The organism is Qipengyuania flava, from assembly GCF_011762005.1.
GTDB classification, from domain to species: Bacteria; Pseudomonadota; Alphaproteobacteria; order Sphingomonadales; family Sphingomonadaceae; genus Qipengyuania; species Qipengyuania flava.
In genome coordinates this window covers 457,926-477,200 of record NZ_JAASQU010000001.1, presented here as the reverse complement: position 1 = coordinate 477,200, position 19,275 = coordinate 457,926, and the positions used below count along the sequence as shown (strand labels likewise).

At 63.3% G+C, this 19,275-nt stretch carries 18 protein-coding genes; 11 read left to right on the top strand and 7 right to left on the bottom strand.

Annotated features, from left to right (window positions below; genetic code table 11):
• Positions 1 to 3 precede the first annotated feature (3 nt).
• The 3 genes from FHS69_RS02335 to grxC are packed head-to-tail and all read right to left on the bottom strand — an operon-like array spanning position 4 to position 1,559.
• The gene (locus FHS69_RS02335; protein WP_166776233.1) at positions 4 to 468 is read right to left on the bottom strand and encodes a DUF1178 family protein; all 465 of its coding nucleotides are present in this window, start codon (positions 466 to 468) and stop codon (positions 4 to 6) included.
• Positions 469 to 477: 9 nt separating this feature from the next.
• Positions 478 to 1,296 carry a carbon-nitrogen hydrolase family protein gene (locus tag FHS69_RS02330; RefSeq protein WP_166776231.1) on the bottom strand — a complete coding sequence of 273 codons (819 nt, stop codon included), beginning with the start codon at positions 1,294 to 1,296 and terminating at the stop codon, positions 478 to 480.
• Entirely contained in the window at positions 1,296 to 1,559 is a 264-nt protein-coding gene (gene grxC / locus FHS69_RS02325) for a glutaredoxin 3 (RefSeq protein ID WP_166776229.1), read from the bottom strand. Before grxC ends, FHS69_RS02330 begins: the two co-directional genes overlap by 1 nt.
• Before the next feature lie 165 nt (positions 1,560 to 1,724).
• On the opposite strand from grxC, the gene FHS69_RS02320 reads away from it, so the two are divergent.
• The gene (locus tag FHS69_RS02320; protein ID WP_166776227.1) at positions 1,725 to 2,204 is read left to right on the top strand and encodes an Hsp20 family protein; all 480 of its coding nucleotides are present in this window, start codon (positions 1,725 to 1,727) and stop codon (positions 2,202 to 2,204) included.
• A gap of 332 nt (positions 2,205 to 2,536) precedes the next feature.
• Here FHS69_RS02320 and FHS69_RS02315 read toward each other — a convergent pair whose 3' ends face one another.
• The 3 genes from FHS69_RS02315 to tpiA all read right to left on the bottom strand — a co-directional run bounded on the left by FHS69_RS02315 (position 2,537) and on the right by tpiA (position 5,486).
• The gene (locus FHS69_RS02315) at positions 2,537 to 4,171 is read right to left on the bottom strand and encodes a CTP synthase (protein ID WP_067466554.1); all 1,635 of its coding nucleotides are present in this window, start codon (positions 4,169 to 4,171) and stop codon (positions 2,537 to 2,539) included.
• 106 nt (positions 4,172 to 4,277) lie between these two features.
• The gene (secG, locus tag FHS69_RS02310; protein ID WP_166776225.1) at positions 4,278 to 4,646 is read right to left on the bottom strand and encodes a preprotein translocase subunit SecG; all 369 of its coding nucleotides are present in this window, start codon (positions 4,644 to 4,646) and stop codon (positions 4,278 to 4,280) included.
• 78 nt (positions 4,647 to 4,724) lie between these two features.
• Positions 4,725 to 5,486 carry a triose-phosphate isomerase gene (gene tpiA / locus FHS69_RS02305; protein WP_067502965.1) on the bottom strand — a complete coding sequence of 254 codons (762 nt, stop codon included), beginning with the start codon at positions 5,484 to 5,486 and terminating at the stop codon, positions 4,725 to 4,727.
• Positions 5,487 to 5,682: 196 nt separating this feature from the next.
• Here tpiA and FHS69_RS02300 point away from each other — a divergent pair, with 196 nt between their 5' ends.
• From FHS69_RS02300 to lexA, 8 genes are all read left to right on the top strand, one after another.
• Positions 5,683 to 7,617, top strand: a complete 1,935-nt coding sequence (locus FHS69_RS02300) for a peptidylprolyl isomerase (protein ID WP_166776223.1) — start codon at positions 5,683 to 5,685, stop codon at positions 7,615 to 7,617.
• Positions 7,571 to 9,124, top strand: coding sequence for an anthranilate synthase component I (trpE, locus tag FHS69_RS02295; RefSeq protein ID WP_166776221.1), 1,554 nt, complete (start codon positions 7,571 to 7,573; stop codon positions 9,122 to 9,124). The genes FHS69_RS02300 and trpE overlap by 47 nt, the downstream gene beginning before the upstream one ends.
• The gene (locus tag FHS69_RS02290) at positions 9,121 to 9,951 is read left to right on the top strand and encodes a phosphodiester glycosidase family protein (RefSeq protein ID WP_166776219.1); all 831 of its coding nucleotides are present in this window, start codon (positions 9,121 to 9,123) and stop codon (positions 9,949 to 9,951) included. The genes trpE and FHS69_RS02290 overlap by 4 nt, the downstream gene beginning before the upstream one ends.
• Positions 9,948 to 10,910, top strand: a complete 963-nt coding sequence (gene pip, locus FHS69_RS02285; protein WP_166776217.1) for a prolyl aminopeptidase — start codon at positions 9,948 to 9,950, stop codon at positions 10,908 to 10,910. Before FHS69_RS02290 ends, pip begins: the two co-directional genes overlap by 4 nt.
• A 91-nt stretch (positions 10,911 to 11,001) precedes the next feature.
• A complete protein-coding gene (locus FHS69_RS02280) occupies positions 11,002 to 11,616 on the top strand; it encodes an anthranilate synthase component II (protein ID WP_166776215.1) in 615 nt (204 codons plus the stop codon).
• Positions 11,613 to 12,605, top strand: coding sequence for an anthranilate phosphoribosyltransferase (trpD, locus tag FHS69_RS02275; RefSeq protein WP_166776213.1), 993 nt, complete (start codon positions 11,613 to 11,615; stop codon positions 12,603 to 12,605). Before FHS69_RS02280 ends, trpD begins: the two co-directional genes overlap by 4 nt.
• A gap of 1 nt (position 12,606) precedes the next feature.
• Positions 12,607 to 13,392 (top strand): indole-3-glycerol phosphate synthase TrpC, encoded by a 786-nt coding sequence (gene trpC, locus FHS69_RS02270; RefSeq protein ID WP_166776211.1) that lies wholly within the window; start codon positions 12,607 to 12,609, stop codon positions 13,390 to 13,392.
• 144 nt (positions 13,393 to 13,536) lie between these two features.
• On the top strand, positions 13,537 to 14,232 hold the full coding sequence (gene lexA, locus FHS69_RS02265; protein ID WP_166776209.1) for a transcriptional repressor LexA: 696 nt from the start codon (positions 13,537 to 13,539) through the stop codon (positions 14,230 to 14,232).
• A 19-nt stretch (positions 14,233 to 14,251) separates the two neighbouring features.
• Here the strand turns inward: lexA and FHS69_RS02260 are convergent, their stop codons facing one another.
• Entirely contained in the window at positions 14,252 to 16,339 is a 2,088-nt protein-coding gene (locus FHS69_RS02260; protein ID WP_243844506.1) for a ComEC/Rec2 family competence protein, read from the bottom strand.
• Positions 16,340 to 16,460: 121 nt separating this feature from the next.
• Between FHS69_RS02260 and gltX the strand changes: the two genes are divergently transcribed.
• Positions 16,461 to 17,909 (top strand): glutamate--tRNA ligase, encoded by a 1,449-nt coding sequence (gltX, locus tag FHS69_RS02255; RefSeq protein ID WP_166776205.1) that lies wholly within the window; start codon positions 16,461 to 16,463, stop codon positions 17,907 to 17,909.
• Positions 17,896 to 19,206 (top strand): citrate synthase, encoded by a 1,311-nt coding sequence (locus FHS69_RS02250; RefSeq protein WP_067466517.1) that lies wholly within the window; start codon positions 17,896 to 17,898, stop codon positions 19,204 to 19,206. The genes gltX and FHS69_RS02250 overlap by 14 nt, the downstream gene beginning before the upstream one ends.
• Positions 19,207 to 19,275: the final 69 nt, after the last annotated feature.

Below are 19,275 nucleotides of genomic sequence, written 5' to 3'. Positions count from 1 at the left end.
CAATCAGTTGAGTTCGTCGGGTGGCGCGACAGGCACGAGCAAGGGCGCGACCGCGATGCCTTCGGCGACCATCTCTTCCGCCTCGTCGCGGGTGGCCCGACCATGGATCGGGGTCTCGTCGGCTTCGCCATAATGCATTTCGCGCGCCTTCTCGGCGAATTTGTCCCCAACCCAGGTACTGCTTTCGAGGGCCTTTGCCTGCACCTTGGCGAGTGTCGCCAACGCCTGCTTGACCGCCTTTGGCATTTCGCCTGTTGTCATCTGCGTTGTCGGCGCGGGCGTCTGCCCGCCTCCAGTCTCGCGCTTGGAGGGGACCGCGGGCGCCATCGGTGCCTTGCCGATCGCGTCGCATCCGCAGGTCGGGCATTCGAGCAGGCCCTGCTCCTTCTGACGCGCGAAATCGTCGGACGAACCGAACCAGCCTTCGAAACGATGGCCCTCGCTGCAGGAAAGGTCGAATACGATCATGTCGCGCGCCTAATTGGCGATTTGGCGACGGTTGGCAAGGCTGGGAACCTGCGCACGCACCTCCGCAATGCGCGCCAGGTCGATATCGCAGAATGCGAGGCCGGCAGCGTCACCGCCCATGTCGAGCAGGACCTCGCCCCACGGATCGACCACGAGGCTGTGGCCATAGGTGCGGCGGCCATCGGCATGTTCGCCGACCTGCGCTGCCGCGACCACGAACGCGCTCGCCTCGATCGCCCGCGCGCGTTGCAGCACGTGCCAGTGCGCCTTGCCGGTCGGGACGGTGAAGGCAGCGGGAATGGCGATGACATCGCACCTTTCGCGGCCCAGCGCATCGAAGAGGGCCGGGAAGCGGATGTCGTAGCAGATCGTCAACCCCAGCCTGCCCAGCGGCGTATCGGGGACGCTCACCGCTCCTCCCCCTGCCTTGTAGGCATTCGATTCGCGCCAGCTTTCGCCGCTATCGAGATCGACATCGAACATGTGAATCTTGTCATAGCGCGCACGGATCGCGCCCTCACCGTCGATCGCGAAGCCACGATTTGCCCAGCGCCCTTCGCCCGTGTCCAGCGCCAGCGATCCGAGCGAGACCCAGATATTGCGCGCCTGTGCAGCCTCGCGCAGTGCGGCTAGAACGGGGGAACGCGCCTCGGTCGTAACCGCCGCTGCCGCGCGCTTGCGGTCGCGATCCAGCAAGCCCGACATCTCGGGCGTGAACAGCATCGTGGCACCCTGCTCGGCCGCCTGTCCGATCGCCTCGACCAGCGTTCGGGTATTGGCATCGGGATCGATACCCGATGTCATTTGCAGCAGCGCGATCTTCGGCATCAGCCCGTCAGCAGTGCGTCGAGCTTGCCTTCGCGTTCGAGCGCCGCCAGTTCGTCCGAGCCCCCGACATGGGTTGCGCCGATGAAGATCTGCGGCACGGTGCGCGCGGTCGGAGCCCGCTCGAGCATTTCCTCGCGCTTCGGTCCGCCCATGGTGATGTCGTGCTCGGCGTAATCGACGCGCTTCTCATCGAGCAGGCGCTTGGCCCGATAACAATATCCGCATCCGAACTTGGTGTAGATGTCGACTTGGGGTTGGCTCATCGATTTTCCCTTGTTTTCAGTGCGGAAGCTAACTCGCATGAGGGAGACTTGAAAGCCCCCGCAGCATGCCTATTTCAAATTTGTCGCCACGATGGGTGTGGCGGCGACGGGGTGCCGAAAGCGGGCCCCGCCACCATAGAATCGCTCACAAGAGGATTTGTTTCGATGAACCGTATGGACCTTACCCCCTTCCGTCGCTCCACCGTTGGCTTCGACCGCGTGTTCGACCTGATGGAACGCCAGGCGCGCAACGCCGGCGGCGACAACTATCCCCCCTTCAATATCGAACGCCGCGGCGATGACGACTATCGCATCACGCTCGCAGTCGCGGGTTTCCGCAAGGGCGATCTCGATATCGTCGCGCAGCAGAACCTGCTGGTAGTAACCGGCAAGAAGCGCGATGAACTCAATGATGGCGAGATGCTGCATGTCGGCATCGCCAATCGCGGCTTCGAACGCCGTTTCGAACTGGCCGATTATGTCCGCGTGGCCAATGCCGATCTCGCCGACGGCCTGCTGGTGATCGACCTCGTGCGCGAAGTGCCCGATGCGATGAAGCCCAAGAAGATCGCGATCGGCGCGCAGAAGCCGCTCGAGGTCGTAAAGGACGACGAAACCGACTCCAGCGACCGTAGCGCCGCCTGATCGCGGAATACGCAAGAAGACCGGACCAGAAAGAATAGGGGGCGGAACTTGGGTTCCGCCCCCGCGACGTCTGACGCCGCCGAGCCCCGATATCGGTTGTCCGGGTCGCAGAAGACAACCGTCATCGAGGCAAGCCCCTCACCCCCATTTTCAGGTGAAGCTATCTCTCGAAATCTGCACCGTTCGGCGCAGCGGATGCACATTCTGGCCCAGATATAACAAAAGATAAACCCGCCGGGCGCGGACGCGGTAATTTTGTCGCGTGCTTACAAATGTGAGCGCGAAAAATACGTTTTAATTGAAGCGCTTGGCGCGCGAACTGTGAAAAGTACTTAGACCAGTCGTGCCTGCTCGAGCGCTGCGCCGACGAAGCCCGCGAACAGCGGATGCGGATCGAATGGCTTGGACTTGAGCTCGGGATGGAACTGGACACCGACGAACCAGGGATGGTCGGGTCGCTCGACGATTTCTGGCAGCAGTCCATCGGGCGACATGCCCGAGAAGATCAGGCCCTGCTTTTCGAGCGGTTCGATATAGGCGCCATTGACCTCGTAACGATGCCGGTGGCGCTCGGAGATACCGGTGGTCCCGCCATAGATCTGCGAGACATGGCTGTTGGCGGCCAGTTTGGCGTCGTAGGCACCGAGCCGCATCGTTCCGCCGAGATCACCGCCGGCTTCACGCTTCTGCAGCCCCTCTTCGGTCATCCATTCGGTGATGATACCGACCACCGGCTCATCGGTTTCACCGAATTCGGTGGAGGACGCCTGCGCATAACCGGCTTCGCGCGCGGCTTCGATGCAGGCCATCTGCATACCCAGGCAGATGCCGAGGAACGGCACCTTGCGCTCGCGTGCGAAACGCACCGCGGCGATCTTGCCCTCGCTCCCGCGCTCGCCGAAGCCACCGGGCACGAGAATCGCGTGCATCGGTTCGAGCTTGGCGGCGATGTCGGAATCCTCGCTCTCGAAGATCTCGGCATCGATCCACTTCACATTGACCTTGACGCGGTGCGCCATCCCGCCGTGAACCAGCGCTTCGTTGAGCGACTTGTAGGCATCCTGCAGGCCGACATATTTGCCGACGACGCCGATGGTAACCTCGCCTTCGGGATTGGCGTGGCGATCGGCCACGTCGTACCAGCGCGACAGGTCGGGATCGGGGGCATCGGTGATGCCGAAAGCGCGCAGCACTTCGGTGTCGAGGCCTTCGCCGTGATATTGCAGCGGCACCGCATAGATCGAGGGCGCGTCTAGCGCGGGAATGACCGCTTCCTGCCGGACGTTACAGAACTGCGCGATCTTGCGGCGTTCGCTGTCGGGGATTGGATGTTCCGCGCGGCACAGCAGCACGTCGGGCTTGATCCCGAGGCTCGCCAGTTCGCGCACCGAGTGCTGCGTGGGCTTGGTCTTGAGCTCGCCCGCAGCCGCAATATAGGGCACGAGCGTGACGTGGACGCTGAGCGTCTGCCACGGCTCGAGTTCGTTGCGCAGCTGGCGGATCGCCTCCATGAACGGCAAGCCTTCGATATCGCCCACCGTGCCGCCGATCTCGCACAGGATGAAATCGTGATCGTCCTGCCCTGCAAGCGCGAAGGCCTTGATCTCGTCGGTGACATGCGGAACCACCTGCACCGTCGCGCCGAGATAGTCGCCGCGCCGCTCCTTGGCGATGATATCCTGGTATATCCGACCAGAAGTGATGTTGTCGCCCTGGTGCGCCGAAACGCCGGTGAAGCGTTCGTAGTGGCCGAGGTCGAGATCGGTCTCGGCCCCGTCATCGGTCACATAGACCTCACCGTGCTGATAAGGGGACATCGTCCCCGGATCGACGTTGAGATAGGGGTCGAATTTCCGGATACGGACCTTGTAGCCACGCGCTTGGAGGAGGGCAGCAAGCGATGCTGCCATGAGACCTTTGCCAAGCGAGGAGACCACGCCGCCGGTGATAAAGATATACCGCGCCATGGGGGTCGGGCCTTAAGCTGAAGGGTTGAGTCGGGGCAAGCGCAAACACGCGCAAATCGCGCCGCCGGAGCAGCGCAATCCACAGGCTTGCGTCGAATGGGTGGTGTTATTCGGTCGCGCCGGACAGCGGATCGGCGTCGGCCGGCGCGCTCGCGGGTGCCGCCTCGCCGGTAGTTGCCGGGCCGAGCGGATCGGCCGGAGCCGCCGGGGCGACCGTACGGTCGAGCGTCGATTCGATCGCATCGCTGCCCGTGGTTTCGACCGCGACCGCAGCCAACGCGATCGACAGGACAACGAACAGCACCGCCAGCCACTTGGTCGAACGGGTAAGGAAGTCCGCTGCCCCGCGCGCGCTCAGCATGCCCGACGGGCTGCCGCCGATACCCAGGCCACCGCCCTCGGAACGCTGCATCAGAATGACGCCGACAAGCGCGGCTGCGATGATCGCCTGGACGACGGTGAGAAACAGGAACATGCGGTTACTCTTGGATTGGCTGTAGCGGGCTCACGCGCATCTAGGCGCGCAGGCGGCAAACGGCAAGGTTGGGTGCGATCAGGACTCGTCGGATTCGGAAGCGCCGACCACGATACCCAGGAAACTTTCCGCCGACAGGCTGGCACCGCCCACGAGCGCCCCGCCCACTTCGGGCGTGGCAAGGATTTCGCGGGCGTTCTCGGGCTTGACCGAACCACCGTAAAGAATCCGGACCATCGCAGAGGCTTCTTCGCCATAGGTATCGACCAGCAATTGGCGGATCGCGCCATGCATGGCGGCGATATCGTCAGCGGTCGCCGTACGACCGGTGCCGATCGCCCAGATCGGCTCGTATGCCACGGTTAGGCGCTCGGCAGGGTCCTCGAACTTCGGCAGCGCGGCCTTGAGCTGGCCCAGCACGAACTCCTCGGCCTTGCCCGCATCGCGCGTTTCAAGCGTTTCACCGCAACACAGGATGACGCGAAGACCCGCATCGATAGCCGATTCGATCTTCGCGTTGATGCACTCATTGGTCTCGGCATGGTCCTGCCGCCGTTCGCTATGACCGAGGATCACGAACTTGGCGCCGGCATCGGCAACCATGGGTGCATTGATGTCGCCAGTGTGCGCGCCTTCGGGTCCGGCATGGCAATCCTGCGCGCCGACGCCGATCTGTTCGGCCTCCTTATGCACCGCGTGGATCAGCGTGTAAGGCGGGGCAACGGCGACTTCGACCTTCATGTAGCGTTGCGCTGCACGGTCGATGGCGCGTGCTTCGGAAAGCATGGCGCGCGTGCCGTTCATTTTCCAGTTTCCGACGATGTAGGGCCGTTCGGCCATGTCTAGGTCCTGCGAATTATTGGAATGTGTGGCCCGATATATGGGGCGGGGGATGCGCTCCGCTAGAGAAGGTTTCTTCGCACGTCAAAACCCTTTCCAACCTGTTGCCGCGAGGTCGCAGGGCGGATAAAGCGCCCCAACCCATCCCGGTCGGTTTCGACCGACCACTGCCATCCAACCGGAATTTCCGTCTATCATGTTCCAGTTCTTCCGTAATTTCTTCAAGACCAAGCTCGGGCTCGCGATCGCACTCGCATTCCTCGGGCTGATCGCGCTTGCCTTCGCCAGCGCGGATGTTTCGAGCACGGGGACGTTCGGCGGGATCGCCGGGGGAGATCGCGTGGCAGTCGTGGGCGATGAAAAGATATCCACGGCTGATCTGGTGCGCGGGGCGAACAACGGCATCGACCGGATTCGCGAAGAGCAGCCGACCATCACCATGCAAAGCTTCTTGCGCCAGGGTGGGCTGGAATCGGCGCTCGATGCGCTGATCAACCGTGCAGCGCTGAAGGGCTATGCCGACAGGCTGGGGCTGCGAGCCGGCGATAATCTGGTGAATAGCGAGATCCGCATGATCCCTGCCTTCCGCGGACCCGACGGCAATTTCAGTGAGGACACCTATCGCCAGGCGCTTTCGCTTCAGCGTCTGACCGATGCCCAGGTTCGCGAAGATCTGGGTATCGGGCTGTTGTCGCAGCAATTGCTGATCCCCGCCGGTTTCGGCGCGACGGTCCCCGACAAGCTCGCCTACCGCTATGCACAATTGTTCAAGGAACGCCGGAAAGGCTCGATCGCGCTGTTGCCCGCGGCGACGTTCGCCCCCAGCGGCGAGCCCGATGCCAAGGCACTGCGCGCCTATTACGACAAGAACCGCGACTTCTTCGTCCGCCCTGAACGTCGTACGCTTCGCTACGCGACCTTCGATGCGGCGGCGCTGGGCGATCGGGCCGAACCGACCGATGCGGAAATCGCTGCGCGCTACGAACGCGACGCCGAACAATATGCCGCTGCCGAAACGCGCGACTTTACCCAGTTGATCGTCCCGACCGAGGCGGCCGCCAAATCCATTCGCGACCACGTTGCAGGCGGTGCCTCTTTCGAACAGGTCGCGCGCGAGGCCGGCCTGCGCGCCGCACCGGTCGTCGATGTGGTCCGTGAAGGTCTCGCCAGCCAGGCGTCACCCGCAGTCGCCGCAGCCTATTTCTCGGCAGATCGCGGTGAGATGACTACGCCTGCGCGCAGCCCGCTCGGTTGGCATGTCGCGCGGATCGATGCCGTCGATGCCACCCCTGCCCGCAGCCTTGCCCAGGTTCGCGGCAAGATTGCCGACACGATCCGCCAGGAAAAGCGGGTGCGCGGCCTCGCCGATCTGGCAAGCGAAATCGAGGAACAACTCGGCAATGGCGCGACGCTCGCGGAAGTTTCCGAAGATCTGGGTCTGGAACTTGAAACCGTTGGTCCCGCACTGGCCGACGGCCGCCTGTTCGACAACCCGCAGGCTCAGCTTCCCGGGGTACTCCAGCCTGCTCTGGCGACCGCATTCCAGATGCAGGAAGAAGAACCCGAGATTGCGGCGATCGAAAGCGGTCAGACCTATCTGGTCTATGAAGTCGCCGACATTACGCAGGCAGCTGCCGCACCTTTCGCCGACATCGAGGACGTGGTCGCCGCTCGCTGGCGTGCCACCGAAGGCATGAAGGCCGCACAGGCCGCTGCCGACCGTGTGATGAAGCGGATCGCGGATGGGCAGTCTATTGCGCAGGCGCTGTCCGCCGAGGAACGCCGCGTGCCGCCCGCGCAGTCGATCGATATGACGCGCGAGGATCTTGCCCGTCAGCGCGAACGCCGGATCCCGCCGCCGATTGCGCTGCTGTTCAGCATGGCCGAAGGTACGACCAAAAAGCTCGAAGCGGGGGGCAATGCGGGGTTCTTCGTCGTCAAGGTCGACGATATCGCGATGGACGACATCGCCGAAGACGACCCCCTGATTGCGCAGGCGCGGCGCCAGATGGGCCCGCTGCTGGGCGACGAATACGCCGAACAATTGGGCGTGGCCATGCGCGAGGAACTTGGCGTGTCGCGCAATGCCGCGGCGATCGAAGCCGTGCGTAAGCAGCTCGCCGGAAGCTGAGGCGCGATTGTCTACCGGTCTGAACGGCGCCGATAGCGCGCGCGCAGCACTGGCGCAGGGCAAGCCTGCGTTGGTCTGGCGCAAGGTCGTCGCCGATACCGAGACCCCCGTCGGGGCGGCGCTCAAGCTGTTCGAGGACGGGCGCGGCGATTTCCTGCTCGAGTCGGTCGAAGGCGGTGAAGTGCGCGGGCGTTACAGCCTGATCGGGCTTGATCCCGACCTCGTCTTTCGCGCCACCGGCAATGACGCCGCGATCAACGCGCAGTGGCAATTCGCCCGCGACGCTTTCGAGCCTTGCGCGGCGGACACGCTGGAGAGCCTGCGATCGCTGGTCGAGAGCTGTCGCTGCGAGGTTCCCGAGGAACTGCCCCCCGCCCTTGCCTGCCTCGTCGGCCATTTTGGCTATGAGACCATCGGGCTGGTCGAGAAACTACCGCGCCCAGAGCAAGGCGAGGTTGACGTTCCGGACATGCTGTTCGTGCGGCCGACGGTGCTGCTGGTGTTCGACCGGTTGAGCGATGCGCTGTTCTGCATTTCGCCGGTATGGCTCGACGGTTCGATCGACCGCGCCGAAGAACGCATCGACGAAGTGCTGCGCAAGCTTTCTAGCCCGGTCGCGGCAATCCAGTATGCGGCGCCCGACCATCCCGAGCCTGCACTGACACCGACCATGGCGGCCGCAGATTACGAAGCCATGGTCCTTCGGGCGAAGGATTACATCGCGGCAGGCGACATCTTCCAGGTCGTCCTCTCGCAGCGGTTCGCGACGCCCTTCACCCTGCCGCCGATGGCACTATACCGTTCGCTACGGCGGGTGAACCCTTCGCCTTTCCTGTACTTTCTTGACATGCCCGGTTTCGCGATCGTCGGCTCGAGCCCTGAAATCCTCGTTCGCGTGCGCGAGGGTGAAGTTACCATCCGCCCGATCGCGGGCACCCGCCCGCGCGGCGCGAATGCAGCAGCCGACCGCGCCGCCGAACAGTCTCTGCTGGCCGATCCCAAGGAGCGCGCGGAGCATCTCATGCTGCTCGATCTGGGACGCAACGACGTCGGCCGCGTGGCGCGCGCAGGTAGTGTGACCGTCACCGAGAGCTTCACCGTCGAGCGCTACAGCCATGTCATGCATATCGTCAGCAATGTGACCGGCGAACTCGATCCACGGAAGGACGCGATCGATGCATTGTTCGCAGGCTTTCCCGCGGGCACGGTCAGCGGTGCGCCAAAGGTCCGCGCATGCGAAATCATCGCCGAACTCGAACCCGCCACGCGCGGTCCCTATGCCGGCGGCGTCGGCTATTTTGCACCCGACGGCTCGGTCGACAGCTGCATTGTTCTGCGCACCGCGGTGGTGAAGGACGGCACGATGCATGTGCAGGCGGGAGCGGGGATAGTCGCGGACAGCGATCCCGCTTATGAACAGAGAGAATGCGAAGCGAAGGCGGGCGCCCTGCTCGCTGCGGCGAAGGAAGCCGTTCGCCTCGCCAAGGAGCCCGGATTCGGTCAATGAAAACGACACTCGCCGCGCTGGCCCTGCTTGCGCTGACGGCCTGCGAAGCTCAGCCCGAGGGCGAACCCGTCGCCCGCGCGCGGATCGACGGCAAGACCGGCCCCTCTTCGGGCACCCCGACCCCGGCTGCGACGCTCGCTAGCCAGGTCGAGAGCGCCTGTCGCTCGATCATTTTCGAGGACACGCCGATCACGCATTGCCTTGCGGTCCCGGATCGGCACAGCATCGAGACCGCGCTCGCTAATGGCGATACGCGTTATCGCAGCCTGAAGGACTATGCCGCCGCGCATGATGGCGAGACCGTGGCCTTCGCGATGAATGCGGGGATAGCCGATGAAGACGGTACGCCGGTCGGCTATTTCGTCGAGGACGCCAAGCGACTGCACGAGTTGCAGACCGGTTCGGGTTCGGGCAATTTCTACATGAAGCCCAATGGCGTGTTTTACGGCACCGGCGGTAAATGGCACGTGCGCGATACCGATTGGTTTCTCGCCAACGTCACCGATCGACCGCAGTTCGGAACGCAATCGGGACCGATGTTGATAATCGATGGCAAGATCCATCCCGAAATCGTGCATGACGGACCCTCGCGGAAAGTCCGCAACGCAGTCGGCATCGACGGCGAAGGACGGGCGCATTTCGTCATCACCAACGCGCCGATATCGTTCGGCAAGCTCGCGCGGTTCTACAAGAACGAACTCGAAGTGAAGAACGCGCTGTTCCTCGACGACACCGTTTCGCTGTTGTGGAATCCCGCCACCGACCGCCTCGATACGGGCAAGCCGATCGGGCCGATCCTCGTTGTCAAGAAGAAGGCCAGCGAATGACCGAGACCCGCCGTACGCTCTATCCCGAGATCGAACCCTACGAGACCGGTATGCTCGATGTCGGCGAAGGACATTCGCTTTATTACGAGCGTGTCGGAACGCCCGGCGCAAAACCCGCGGTGTTCCTGCATGGCGGCCCCGGTGGCGGGATGGCTCCCGACCACCGCCGCCAGTGGGACCCCGAACTCTACGACGTGCTGCTGTTCGACCAGCGTGGCTGCGGCAAGTCGCTGCCCTTCGCCGAAATCGAAAACAACGACACCTGGCGGATCGTCGAGGATATCGAGCGGCTGCGCATGATGTGCGGGCACGAGAAATGGCAGGCTTTCGGCGGTAGCTGGGGATCGACCCTCGCGCTCGCTTACGCCCAGAAATATCCCGAGCGGGTCAGCGAGCTGGTGCTGCGCGGCGTTTTCCTTGCACGCCAGCAGGAGAAATCCTGGCTCTATGGTTACGGCGCCAGCGAGATCATGGCCGAGCAATGGGACCAGTTCACCGGCATCATTCCCGAAGCCGAGCGCGGCGATCTCGTGCGCGCCTATTACGAACGCCTGACCAGCGACGACGAAGCGACGCGGCTGGAAGCGGCCCGCGAATGGTCGCTGTGGGAAGGCCATGTCGCGACGCTGCTGCCCAATGAAGAGCTGCTCGACAGTTTTGGCGATCCGGCCAAGGCAGTGCCCTTCGCGCGCATTTGCGCCAAGTTCTTCCTCGAGAACTTTTTCCTCGAAGAGAACGAACTGCTAAACAATGTCGATAAACTGGCCGGGATCCCCGGGATCATCGTCCAGGGCCGCCACGACATCTGTACCCCGCCCGGCGCTGCCTGGGCACTGAAGAAAGCTTGGCCCGAGGCCGAGTTCTGGATCGTCCACGACGCAGGTCACAGTGCCGGCGAACCGGGGATCATCGATGGCCTCGTTCGTGCGACCGACAGACTGGCGGGCAAGGAAGGCTGACTCCGGCGCAGCGCACAGGCGGATCACCGCGCTGCCCGGAAAACCTTTCCTTGCTTGAAAGCGAGCCGCCGCGCCGCCATTGACGCCAGCAATGACCGATCGCCGATCCATCCTCGTAATCGACAATTACGACAGCTTCACCTTCAACCTCGTCCATTACCTGATGGAACTGGGCGCGGAAGTTGAGGTCGTCCGCAATGACGCCATCACTGCAGAGGAGGCGCTGGACCGGAACCATGGCGGCTATCTCATCTCGCCCGGCCCATGCACCCCCAATGAAGCAGGCGTGAGCCTCGGGCTGGTCGCCGCATGTGCACAGGCGGCGAGGCCCCTGCTCGGCGTATGTCTTGGGCATCAGGCCATCGGCCAGCACTTCGGCGGTCGCGTGGTGCGTGGCGGATTGATGCACGGAAAAACCTCCGCGGTAACGCATGACGGCAGCGGCGTCTTCGCGGACCTGCCCTCGCCCTATATCGCAACGCGCTATCACTCGCTGGTGGTCGAGGACATTCCCGATTGCCTCGTCATCAATGCAACGAGCGAGACCCCCGGCCTCGACGGGTCTAGCGTAATGGGATTTCGCCATCGCGAGTTGCCGATCCACGGGGTCCAGTTCCACCCCGAGAGCATCGCGACCGAGAACGGTCACGCGCTGCTCGCGAATTTCCTCGAACTGTGCGGCATTGCCGCGAAGGTGCCCGCATGAAGCCATTACCCGACGCAACCCAGCATTTGGGTGAAGCCGAGGCGGAGGAAGTCTTCGGCTGGATTCTCGATGGCAAAACCAGTGACGAAGAGATCGCCCGCTTCCTTGTCGACATGTCGGCCCGGAGCGAAACGTCGGACGAGATCGCGGGGGCCGCGCGCGCTTTGCGTGCACGTCTGATCCCGATCGCCGCGCCCGACGGGACGGTCGATTGCTGCGGGACGGGTGGCGATGGCCATCACACACTCAATGTCTCGACCGCGGTCAGTCTCGTCGTGGCGGCGTGTGGCGTACCGGTCGCCAAGCATGGCAATCGCGCGGCAAGCAGCAAGGCCGGCGCGGCGGATACGCTCGAAGCGCTGGGCCTCGACATGGAAGCCGCCGGAAGAAGCGCCGAGAAGACATTGGCAGAGCTTGGTATTTGCTTCCTGTTCGCCAAGAACCACCATCCCGCGATGGGGCGCATCCAACCGATCCGCCAGAAGCTTGGTGTGCGGACCATTTTTAATCTCATGGGCCCGTTATCCAATCCGGCCGGTGTTACACGTCAACTGATCGGGATTGCGCGCCCCGCTTATGTCCCGATCTATGCCGCGGCAAAGGCAAAGCTCGGGACCGAGCGCAGCTTCATCGCGTCGGGCGACGAGGGCCTCGATGAACTCAGTCTCGCAGGCGGGAACGAACTGGCCGATGTGACAGGCAATGATTTCGAGATGCGCCGCGTGTTCGCGGTGCAGGCAAATCTTCCGCATGCCCCGGTCGAAGCCATCCGCGGGGGCGACCCGCAGCACAATGCCAAGGCATTGCAGGCCCTGCTCGAGGGAACCCCCGGTCCCTATCGCGACGCCGTGCTGTTCAATGCTGCCGCCACTCTGATCGTTGCCGGGCGGACCGGGGACTGGGCCGATGGCGCAGACTTGGCCGCCGAGGCGCTCGATTCGGGCAACGCCAAGAACCTGCTCGAAAACTGGATCGCGATGGCCGCCTGAAATGAACAAGCTCGAAGAAATCTGCGCGACCAAGCGCAAGGAAGTCGCTGCACGCAAACAGCAGCAGTCGTCGAGCGAACTCGAGGCTGCGGCAAGCGCTCAATCCGCCCCGCGCGGGTTCCAAGCCGCGCTTGCGCGCGCGCAGGAGAGCGGTTTCGGCCTGATCGCCGAAATCAAGAAGGCTTCGCCCTCCAAGGGACTGATCCGCGAGGACTTTCACCCTGCCGAGCATGCCCGCGCCTATGCTGCGGGTGGCGCATCCTGCCTCTCGGTCCTGACCGATAACCCCTACTTCCAGGGACACGAGGATTACCTAGTCGCCGCGCGCGGGGCGTGCGAATTGCCTGTCCTGCGCAAGGATTTCATGGTCGACCCCTGGCAGGTGACCGAAGCACGCGCCCTGGGGGCCGATGCGATCCTGATCATCGTCGCGGCGCTCGACAACGCGCTCATGCAGGAAATCGAAGCGGAAGCGATCGTCCAGGGCATGGACGTGCTGGTCGAGGTTCATGACGAAGTCGAGATGGAGCGCGCGCTCGCGTTGCAATCCCGCCTGATTGGCGTGAACAACCGCGATCTGCGGACTTTTACCACTGATCTGTCGACCACCGAAAGGCTAGCGGCACTCGCGCCCAAGGACACCTTGCTGGTCGGCGAAAGCGGCATTGCCGTTCATGCGGACTGCACCCGCCTAGCGCGATCGGGCGTACGCAGTTTTCTCGTCGGCGAAAGCCTGATGCGCAAACGCGATGTCGCTGCGGCGACCCGTACCTTGCTGCAAGGCTAGCCCATCGCCGAGACCAAAGCGGGAACAGGCGTTCTCCAGCAGCGGTCGCCAAACGGCTGAAATGCTTGACTTCGCGAATCGGGTTGCTTACTTGTTCCGCATTCGTTCACAGCTTTGTGAACAGGCGATACGGGAGTTCGCACAATGCTGACCGCCAAGCAGCACGAATTGATCCGCTTCATCCAGCAACGTCTGGAAGAAACCGGCATTTCCCCCAGTTTCGAGGAAATGAAGGAAGCGCTCGACCTCAAGAGCAAATCGGGTGTTCATCGACTGATCTCGGCATTGGAGGAACGCGGCTTCATCCGCCGACTGCCTAACCGTGCGCGCGCGCTTGAAATCGTGAAGCTTCCCGAAAGCGCGGTCAGCAGTTCGGCCGCGGCGCCAAGCGCGGCAAACGATGCGATCAGTACCGCCATGCCGGCGAAGGCGCCCGCCCCCGCCGCGCCTGCCAACGATATCATTGATGTTCCCTTGCATGGCCGGATTGCTGCCGGGGCCCCGATTGAGGCGATCGAAGGGCAATCGAGTATGCCGGTTCCCGCGGCCCTCCTTGGTCCGGGTGAACACTACGCGCTCGAAGTGTCGGGCGATTCCATGATCGAGGCAGGTATTTTCGATGGCGATTTCGCACTGGTGAAGCGCACCGAGAGCGCGCGGGACGGCGAGATCGTCGTTGCTCTGGTCGACAATGAAGAGGCCACGCTCAAATATCTGCGCAAGGATGGAGGCCGCGTTATTCTCGATCCCGCGAACGGGGCCTACGATCCACAGATCTACGAAGCGCATCGCGTACAGGTCCAGGGCAAGCTGGCCGGGCTTTTGCGCCGCTACCATTAAGGCGATGACGGTGGTGCGGTCAGTCCCGTCCGCGCCACCAGCCATGTTCACCCTGGTCCGCGGCGACAGTGTCGACGCGTGACTCGTCTAGGTGGATTGCCAGACCGCCTTCCCGCGTAAGGAAGCCGCGATCGGCTTTGAGCCAGCGGGGTTGGCAACTGCGGGGCAGGTAGCGCGCGGCGATCACGATATCCACGCGTGCGCAGGCAGCTGCCAAGGCGCGCTCGGCTACCTGATCGCGATTTCTCGCGACCAGAACTTCCCAATTCCGCTCCAAGCCATCCAGCGAAAGCCTACAGAATTCTCTACTGCAGTGGCTTCGCGGCCATTCCGCAAGCTCAAGCGGCGCCTGATCGGTACCGGCCAGTTCGAGCAGGTTTTGTTGCGCGTATCCGCCTTTGCCCTGCCGCAGGACCAACAAGCGATCTGCCTGGTTGGCAATGCCGATATCGCGGCCATCACGCGTGACCAGCAAATCGGGAACCGGCGCGATAACGATCAGACCAGCGGATAGGACAAGCGGCGCGAGCCCCCACATCCGCGCCCTTCCCTGCCACAGTGCCAACCACAGTGCTCCACCGAGGTAGAGCAGCATCGTTCCCATCCCGATACGCGGTGCCAGTTTCACCGACCCGGGTCGCTCAGCAAAGAAATGTGCAATCCCGAGCAACAGATCAAGCGATTGCCCGACAAGCCACCAGACTGGCGCCCCAACTCCGACAAGATCGAGAAACAGCGCCAGGGCGACCAGCGGCATGGTAACGAAGGTCACCAGCGGAATTGCAAAGAGGTTCGCTGCGGCACCATAGAGACCCGCCCGATGGAAGTGAAACAGGACGATCGGCATCAGCGCAAGTTCGATAACCAGCCCGGTCAGGAAGAGGATTGCCGCCCGCCTGCCGAAGCGGCGCAACCAGCCTTCCTCTCGCGGCGCGAGGAACTGGCGAATACGCTGGACATTGTGCAGCGAGACAATCGCAATGACCGCTGCGAAACTCATCTGGAAGCTCGGTCCTATGAGGGCTTCGGGCCACAGTGCCAGCACTGCACACGCCGCCACGGCGACCATGCGCAGTGAGAGCGGCTCGCGTCCCAGCGCGAGAGCGGTCAGCACCAACAGCGCACCGATGCAACTGCGCACCGTCGGCACCTGCGCACCGGTCAGCAGCGTGTAAGCGATCCCGGCAAGTGCGGCCGCTGCAGCGGCGACCAGCGGGAGACGGACACGAAGTGCAAACCATGGCCACAGCGCCAAAAGCCTGATCGCCAGCAGATAGGTCGCGGCGATGATCGCGCTGACGTGGAGACCGCTGATCGACAGCAGGTGGGTAAGACCCGCATCGCGCATTGCCTCCTCATCGTGCTCGGGAATGGCGCCGCGGTCTCCGCTGGCGAGCGTCGCCGCGATGGCGCCGGGGGTGTCGTCCAGCCTATCGCGGACATGAGCGGACAATTTGCGCTGGATCGCGGAGATGGTGAAAGCGGCGTCAGGAGCGGCCTCGACGAGTTCGACCTCGCCGACGACCGAACCTGTCGCCGCAAGGCCATCGAACCAGGCACGGCGCGCAAAATTGTACGCACCCGGCACGATCGGTGGTGATGGCGGCATGAGCCGGGCGGCGAGCCGGACCCGCGCCCCTTCGCGCAACCCGGCATGGTCCTGCTCTTCGGGCAGGTTCACCCGATAAGCTATCGGCGTCCCGCTCTCGCGCTCGCGCGCGGCCAGCACCAGCCTGGTACGCCCCTCCGCAGGCTGCTCCTCGCGCTCGAGTATTCTCGCGTCGATCCGTTCGAAGCGTGGATGCGGGATCGGTTCGGCTCCGACCATGGCCGATCGCGCCCAGACCAGTGCCAGTCCAGCGACGAGCGCCAGCGACACTGCTATCACACTGGCTTTCAGGTAATCGCGCCTGTCCCGATTGCGCCAGCGCAGTATCGCCAGTCCGCCGACTGCGAGCGAGGCGAAGATGGTGGCGGTCCAGTAGTCTGGCGACGGCAGGTAAAACCATAAGCCGATGCCCAGCGCGAACGCCACTGCAAGCCACGGTCCGCGATCGAATTCCGCGCCTGCGAGAAATGCCTCGCAACGGTCGGCGAAACTGGACATCGCGCCGCGCATGCGCCAAGGGCGCGACACTATTTCGCGGGCATTTTCGCCTGCCTCCCCCATCGGTACCGAAGGCGTCCCCCGTGTCGCCATACACATGTTTGAAAGGAAGCGAGAGACAATGGCAAGCGATAGTGGCAGCGAGACCCCTCCGGTCGTCACCCGCTTTGCTCCCTCGCCCACCGGATATCTGCATATCGGCGGTGCGCGGACGGCGCTGTTCAACTGGCTTTACGCTCGCCATCACGGTGGTCGCGCGCTGCTTCGCATCGAGGATACCGACAAGAAACGCAGCACCCAGGACGCGATCGACAAGATCATCGAAGGCCTCGACTGGCTTGGCCTCGATTTCGACGACGCCCCCGTATTTCAATCCGACCGCGCCGAACGACACGCCGAAGTGGCGAAGAAGCTGCTCGAGGCGGGGCATGCTTACAAGTGCTTCGCCACCCCCGAGGAACTCGAGGAAATGCGCGCCCAGCAGCGCGCCAGCAAGCAGCCGATGCGTTACGATCGGCGCTGGCGCGACCGCGATGAGAGCGAAGCGCCTGCGGGTGCCCCCTATGTGATCCGCCTCAAGGTCCCGACCGAGGGCGAAACCACGATCCACGACCAGGTGCAGGGCAAGGTCACGGTCAAGAATGCCGAGATCGACGATTACGTCCTGCTGCGCGCAGACGGCACGCCGACCTATATGCTCGCTGTGGTGGTCGACGATCACGACATGGGCGTGACGCATATCATCCGCGGTGACGACCACCTCAACAATGCCTTCCGCCAGCTTCCCGTGGTTCGGGCAATGGATGCGATCGAAGGCGGCTGGCCCGATCCGGTCTACGCGCATGTTCCGCTGATTCACGGCCCTGACGGGGCCAAGATGTCCAAGCGCCACGGTGCGGTGGGTGTCGAAGGCTATCGCGACGAAGAAGGCGTGCTTCCGGAAGCACTGTTCAACTATCTGCTGCGGCTCGGCTGGGGTCATGGCGACCGCGAGGAGATTTCGCGCGAGGAGGCTGTCGAGCTGTTCGACCTCGATGGCGTGGGCAAGGGTCCGGCGCGTTTCGACATCAAGAAGCTGCAGAACCTCAACGGCCATTATATCCGCGAAGCGGACGACGCACGGCTGGCTGGGATCGTTGCCGAGCGCATCGGGCCCGACGCCGATCTGACGGTGCTGACCGAAGCAATGCCCGTACTCAAAACGCGTGCGAGGTCCATCAATGAACTTGTTGACGGTGCAGGATTTCTATTCGCCAAGCGCCCTCTTTCGATGACCGACAAGGCGGCGGGACTTCTCGACGAAGAGGCACGCGAGCGGTTGGCCGGTTTGTCCGAAATGCTGCACGTGCAAAATGACTGGACAATCGAAGCGCTGGAAGCCACTACGAAGGCCTATGCCGAGCAGCTCGAACTGGGTCTCGGCAAGCTCGCGCAGCCCATGCGCGCGGCGCTGACGGGGACGACAACGTCGCCCGGCATTTTCGATGTGCTGGTCCTGTTGGGCAAGGAAGAGTCGCTCTTGCGTATCGATGCGCAGGCCTCGCCCACAGGCACCGATGAGAACGAGTGAGGAGACACGCGTGGCCGACAAGCAGGCAACCCTCGATCTGGGCGGACAGACCCAGGAATTCCCCGTGCTGGAAGGCAGCGTTGGCCCCGATGTGGTCGACATCCGCAAGCTGTACGGCACCACCGGCAAGTTCACCTACGACCCGGGTTACAAGTCGACCGCAAGTTGCGAAAGCGCGCTGACCTATATCGACGGCGAAGCCGGCGTTCTGCTGCACCGCGGCTATCCGATCGGTCAGTTGGCGGAAAACTCCTCTTTCATGGAAGTGAGCTACCTGCTGCTGAACGGCGAATTGCCGACGCAGGAAGATCTTGACGACTTTACCTACACGATCACCCGCCACACCATGGTCCACGACCAGTTGCGCCAGTTCTATCAGGGTTTCCGCCGTGATGCGCACCCCATGGCAATCATGTGCGGCGTGGTTGGCGCGTTGTCGGCTTTCTACCACGACAGCACCGACATCTCGGATCCTGAACAGCGCAAGATCGCCAGCCATCGCCTGATCGCGAAAATGCCGACGATTGCCGCGATGGCCTACAAATATTCGGTCGGTCAGCCGTTCATGCAGCCCAAGAACGAGCTCAGCTACACGGGCAATTTCCTGCGCATGACCTTCGGCGTCCCGGCTGAGGAATATGAAATCCACCCCGCCATCGAAAAGGCGATGGACCGGATCTTCATCCTTCACGCCGACCACGAACAGAACGCCTCGACCTCCACCGTACGCCTCGCTGGCTCCTCGGGCGCCAACCCCTTCGCCTGCATGGCGGCCGGCATCGCCTGCCTGTGGGGACCGGCGCATGGCGGCGCCAACGAGGCAGCGCTCAACATGCTGCAGGAAATCGGCTCGCCCGACAAAATCCCGCACTATATCGAGCGCGCCAAGGACAAGAACGACCCGTTCCGCCTGATGGGCTTCGGCCATCGCGTCTACAAGAACTACGATCCGCGTGCGACCGTGATGCAGCAGACGCTGCGCGAAGTTTTCGAAGCGCTCAACGTCAACGACCCGGTGTTCGAAACCGCGCTGAAGCTCGAAGAGCTTGCGCTGAACGACGACTACTTCAAGGAAAAGAAGCTTTTCCCGAACGTCGACTTCTACTCGGGCATCATCCTCAATGCGATCGGCTTCCCGACCACCATGTTCACCGCGCTGTTCGCGCTGGCACGTACGGTCGGCTGGGTCGCGCAGTGGAACGAGATGATCTCGGACCCCGCCCAGGTCATCGGTCGCCCGCGTCAGCTCTACACTGGCCCGACCGAGCGCGATTACGTGCCCATCGGCCAGCGCTGAGCCGCAACCCGATCAAGCGGGTCCTGCGCACCGGTTTCGGCCGGTCGCAGGGCCCGTTTTTCGTTGGGG

Bases quoted from the DNA above. Each gene is read 5' to 3' on its own strand.
- FHS69_RS02335 (WP_166776233.1), bottom strand. From the start codon at position 468: ATGATCGTATTCGACCTTTCCTGCAGCGAGGGCCATCGTTTCGAAGGC.
- lexA (WP_166776209.1), top strand. From the start codon at position 13,537: ATGCTGACCGCCAAGCAGCACGAATTGATCCGCTTCATCCAGCAACGT.
- trpE (WP_166776221.1), top strand. From the start codon at position 7,571: ATGCCGCGGCGATCGAAGCCGTGCGTAAGCAGCTCGCCGGAAGCTGAG.
- FHS69_RS02260 (WP_243844506.1), bottom strand. From the start codon at position 16,339: ATGTCCAGTTTCGCCGACCGTTGCGAGGCATTTCTCGCAGGCGCGGAA.
- gltX (WP_166776205.1), top strand. From the start codon at position 16,461: ATGGCAAGCGATAGTGGCAGCGAGACCCCTCCGGTCGTCACCCGCTTT.
- FHS69_RS02330 (WP_166776231.1), bottom strand. From the start codon at position 1,296: ATGCCGAAGATCGCGCTGCTGCAAATGACATCGGGTATCGATCCCGAT.
- FHS69_RS02250 (WP_067466517.1), top strand. From the start codon at position 17,896: ATGAGAACGAGTGAGGAGACACGCGTGGCCGACAAGCAGGCAACCCTC.
- pip (WP_166776217.1), top strand. From the start codon at position 9,948: ATGACCGAGACCCGCCGTACGCTCTATCCCGAGATCGAACCCTACGAG.
- trpC (WP_166776211.1), top strand. From the start codon at position 12,607: ATGAACAAGCTCGAAGAAATCTGCGCGACCAAGCGCAAGGAAGTCGCT.
- trpD (WP_166776213.1), top strand. From the start codon at position 11,613: ATGAAGCCATTACCCGACGCAACCCAGCATTTGGGTGAAGCCGAGGCG.
- FHS69_RS02290 (WP_166776219.1), top strand. From the start codon at position 9,121: ATGAAAACGACACTCGCCGCGCTGGCCCTGCTTGCGCTGACGGCCTGC.
- grxC (WP_166776229.1), bottom strand. From the start codon at position 1,559: ATGAGCCAACCCCAAGTCGACATCTACACCAAGTTCGGATGCGGATAT.
- tpiA (WP_067502965.1), bottom strand. From the start codon at position 5,486: ATGGCCGAACGGCCCTACATCGTCGGAAACTGGAAAATGAACGGCACG.
- FHS69_RS02315 (WP_067466554.1), bottom strand. From the start codon at position 4,171: ATGGCGCGGTATATCTTTATCACCGGCGGCGTGGTCTCCTCGCTTGGC.
- FHS69_RS02300 (WP_166776223.1), top strand. From the start codon at position 5,683: ATGTTCCAGTTCTTCCGTAATTTCTTCAAGACCAAGCTCGGGCTCGCG.
- secG (WP_166776225.1), bottom strand. From the start codon at position 4,646: ATGTTCCTGTTTCTCACCGTCGTCCAGGCGATCATCGCAGCCGCGCTT.
- FHS69_RS02320 (WP_166776227.1), top strand. From the start codon at position 1,725: ATGAACCGTATGGACCTTACCCCCTTCCGTCGCTCCACCGTTGGCTTC.
- FHS69_RS02280 (WP_166776215.1), top strand. From the start codon at position 11,002: ATGACCGATCGCCGATCCATCCTCGTAATCGACAATTACGACAGCTTC.